The organism is Collinsella sp. AM17-1, assembly GCF_003470665.1.
In the GTDB taxonomy this organism is placed as follows: Bacteria; Actinomycetota; Coriobacteriia; order Coriobacteriales; family Coriobacteriaceae; genus Collinsella.
On the sequence record NZ_QRJZ01000036.1, the window covers coordinates 1 to 3,930 of the forward strand.

Genomic DNA, 3,930 nt, shown 5'->3' on the forward strand with positions numbered 1-3,930 from the left:
GGGGAGGACAACCCGGGGAACTGAAACATCTAAGTACCCGGAGGAGAGGAAATCAATCTCGAGACTCCCCGAGTAGCGGCGAGCGAAAGGGGACCGATGGCCAAACCGTCGAGCGGGCATACCCGGCAGGGGTTCCGCCGGCGGGGTTGCAGGGCCGCGCATCCGGGGGCTGCCGCCCCCGGGCGCAGGTCCGGCTGGGGAGCGGAACGGCATGGGAGGGCCGGCCGCAGCGGGTGACAGCCCCGTACGCGAACCCAGACCGGACGGCGCGACGCGGTCCCTGAGTAGGGCCGGGCACGTGAAACCCGGTCCGAACCTGGGTGGACCACCATCCAAGCCTGAGTACTACCCTGTGACCGATAGCGCACCAGTACCGTGAGGGAAAGGTGAAAAGCACCCCGGGAGGGGAGTGAAACAGTACCTGAAACCGTGCGCCCACGAGCAGTCGGAGCACCTATACGGTGTGACGGCGTGCCTTTTGTAGAATGAGCCAGCGAGTCGCTGGCGCGGGGCGAGGTTAACCGAAAGGGAGCCGGAGCGAAAGCGAGCCTTAACAGGGCGACTTGAGTCCCGCGCCGCGGACGCGAAGCCGGGTGAGCTATCCGTGGGCAGGCTGAAGCGGGGGTAAGACCCCGTGGAGGGCCGAACGCACGTCGGTTGAAAACGGCGGCGATGACCTGCGGATAGGGGTGAAAGGCCAATCAAACCCGGAGATATCTCGTTCTCCCCGAAATAGCTTTAGGGCTAGCGTCGCGCGTTCACCGCCGGAGGTAGAGCACCGGATGGACGAGGGGGCTTCGCCGCCTACCGAATCCAACCGAACTCCGAATGCCGGCGGCCCAGAGCGCGGCAGTCAGAGCATGTGGGCTAAGCTGTGTGCTCGAGAGGGAAACAGCCCGGACCGCCCGCTAAGGTCCCCAAGTTCCAGCCGAGTGGCAAAGGATGTGCGTCCGCCCAGACAACCAGGATGTTGGCTTAGAAGCAGCCATGCATTCAAAGAGTGCGTAACAGCTCACTGGTCGAGTGGACATGCGCCGACAATACACGGGGCTAAGCTGGACACCGAAGCGGCGGGATTTTATCTAATAGAATCGGTAGGGGAGCTTCCCATGGGCGGTGAAGCCGGAGGGCGACCGGCGGTGGAGCGCATGGGAGTGAGAATGCTGGCATGAGTAGCGAGAGACGAGAGAGTAACTCGTCCGCCGTGAACCCGAGGTTTCCTGGGCAAGGCTAATCCTCCCAGGGTCAGTCGGGGGCTAAGGCGAGGCCGGGAGGCGTAGCCGACGCGCAGCAGGCAGACATTCCTGCACCGCGCACGCGGCGCTACGACCGACGGGGCGACGGATGGGGGTGGCTCGGCGGGGTTCTGGACGTCCCCGTGATGGAGCGCGGCCCGCGGACCAGGGAAATCCGGTCCGCACGAGGGCGAGGCTCCGGACGAAGCACTTAAGCGAAGCGAGTGAGCCCGAGGTCCCTAGAAAAACCCCTAGGCAGGCGCGTGCGCGCCCGTACCGCAAACCGACACAGGTGGGTGGGTAGAACATACCGAGGCGATCGGGTCAACCATGGTCAAGGAACTCGGCACAATGGCCCCGTAACTTCGGGAGAAGGGGTGCCCGCGCGTACGTGAACCGGCTTGCCCGGGGAGCGGAGGCGGGCCGCAGTGGAGAGGCCCAAGCGACTGTTTACCAAAAACACAGGACTCTGCAGAAGCCGCAAGGCGACGTATAGGGTCTGACGCCTGCCCGGTGCCGGAAGGTCACGCGGAGGAGTTAGCCATTCGGCGAAGCCCCGAAGCCAAGCCCCGGTAAACGGCGGCCGTAACTATAACGGTCCTAAGGTAGCGAAATTCCTTGTCGGGTAAGTTCCGACCTGCACGAAAGGCGCAACGACTTGGGCGCTGTCTCGACCATGGACCCGGTGAAATTGCACTGGTCGTGAAGATGCGACTTACCCGCGGAAGGACGGAAAGACCCCGTGAACCTTCACTGCAGCTTGGCATTGGCCGCTGGTCCCGCGTGTAGAGGATAGGCAGGAGGCATCGATCCGGAGGCGCCAGCCCCCGGGGAGCCGCCCTTGGAATACTGCCCTCGCGCGACCGGCGTCCTAACCCGAGGCCGTCAACCGGCTCGGGGACCGTGCCAGGCGGGCAGTTTGACTGGGGCGGTCGCCTCCTAAAGGGTAACGGAGGCGCGCGAAGGTCCGCTCGGGACGGTCGGCAACCGTCCTTTTGAATGCAAGAGTACAAGCGGGCTTGACTGCGAGGCCCACAAGCCGAGCAGGTGCGAAAGCAGGCTCTAGTGATCCGGCGGCCCCGAGTGGGTGGGCCGTCGCTCAACGGATAAAAGGTACTCCGGGGATAACAGGCTGATCTTGCCCAAGAGTCCACATCGACGGCAAGGTTTGGCACCTCGATGTCGGCTCATCGCATCCTGGGGCTGGAGCAGGTCCCAAGGGTACGGCTGTTCGCCGTTTAAAGCGGTACGCGAGCTGGGTTCAGAACGTCGTGAGACAGTTCGGTCCCTATCCTCCGTGGGCGCAGGAGAATCGATGGAGGCTGCCCCCAGTACGAGAGGACCGGGGTGGACGCACCTCCGGTGAACCGGTTGTCGACCAACGGCACGGCCGGGTAGCCGCGTGCGGCGCGGATAACCGCTGAAGGCATCTAAGCGGGAAGCCGTTCCAGGGATTAGTTCTCCTTCCGGTAAGGGCCCAGGTAGACTACCTGGTCGATAGACGGCAGGTGCAAGGGCGGCGACGTCCTCAGCCGAGCCGCACTAATCGCCCGAGCTCTTCCGGAACCGCACCTCGCGGCCCGCGGGACCCAGCGCTCATGCGCGCGGTCCGGGCACGAGGATGCCCCCGAGTCACCTTTCCTATGCGCCATGCGGCCCCCAGGGCACGTAGATGAGACCCAGGACACCGTAACGGTGGGCGCCGCCCACCGGTCAGCGGCCAGAGCATGGGGGGCACGCCCGGTCCCGTTCCGAACCCGGAAGCTAAGCCCCATCGCGCCGAGAGTACTGCGGGGCCAGCCCGTGGGAGGCCAGGGCGCCGCTGACCGGTGGACGGCACCGAGCCGTCATCGAGATTGAAGAAGGGGGAGGCCTCGCGGCCTCCCCCTTTTTTGCGTTATATGCGATATTTGCCCTATCCGTTTTAGGAGTGCTCGGATTGACATTAGTCGAGGGCATCGTTGTCATCTGCGTTGGGGTAGAGCCGATCTTTTTGTTTATGTCGCTTTCTGTTGGCGCTCAGTCGACTCTAGGGTTCTGTCGCCACGTATATCCGGACGGTTCTTTTGCTCCTTATTTCCAGTAAATCTGTTAAGGGGTATTGTTTCAATTAAATACACTCCGCCAGCGGGGGCTCTATCTAATTAGTGATAGAGCCCCCGCTGGCGTTTTATGGGTTTGTTAACGTTGTCCTTCTATTTATGACGGGCTAACTAGCAGAGACCGACGAGGGTATAAAGATGCTATGTCTACAGTGGACAGCAAGATTCCCGAGGTCATACGGTCTGTCCATGGTTTATGACCAAATGTGTGACTCTGAGCAACTCGGAGCCAGCTAATTAATTTGTGAACAAAATATGGAGTGCGCGATTCCCGCCCCCGGCGCCCCTCCGGTCTGGCAATATATCTCCTTGCCGCGCGGCCCGGTCGGACCGGATCAGCCGCCAGGCGTGCACCTTGAGAACCGGATACTGCGAGGATGGACACTTACTTCAGTGTCGCATCCGGGCAGACATCGAACCATTTGAAATGGTCTAACTTGGATTTGTTTTTCGCAAGGCCGCCGAGAGGCGGCCCCGAGAAATTCCTTTTCCTATACTAAAACCATATGAATCGAACGGAACCGATCAGCTAATAGTTGTGAGGACCGGACGGGCTCGAAGCCCAGAATATTTTGGACGGAGAGTTCGATCCT

Annotated in this window: 2 rRNA genes; both read left to right on the forward strand. The window is 62.0% G+C overall.

Features of this window, described 5'->3' with window-relative positions:
- Positions 1-2,801 (forward strand): 23S ribosomal RNA (locus DW195_RS10180); the annotation flags it as partial.
- 146 nt (positions 2,802-2,947) lie between these two features.
- Positions 2,948-3,063 (forward strand): 5S ribosomal RNA (gene rrf, locus DW195_RS10185).
- The last annotated feature ends 867 nt before the right edge of the window (positions 3,064-3,930 follow it).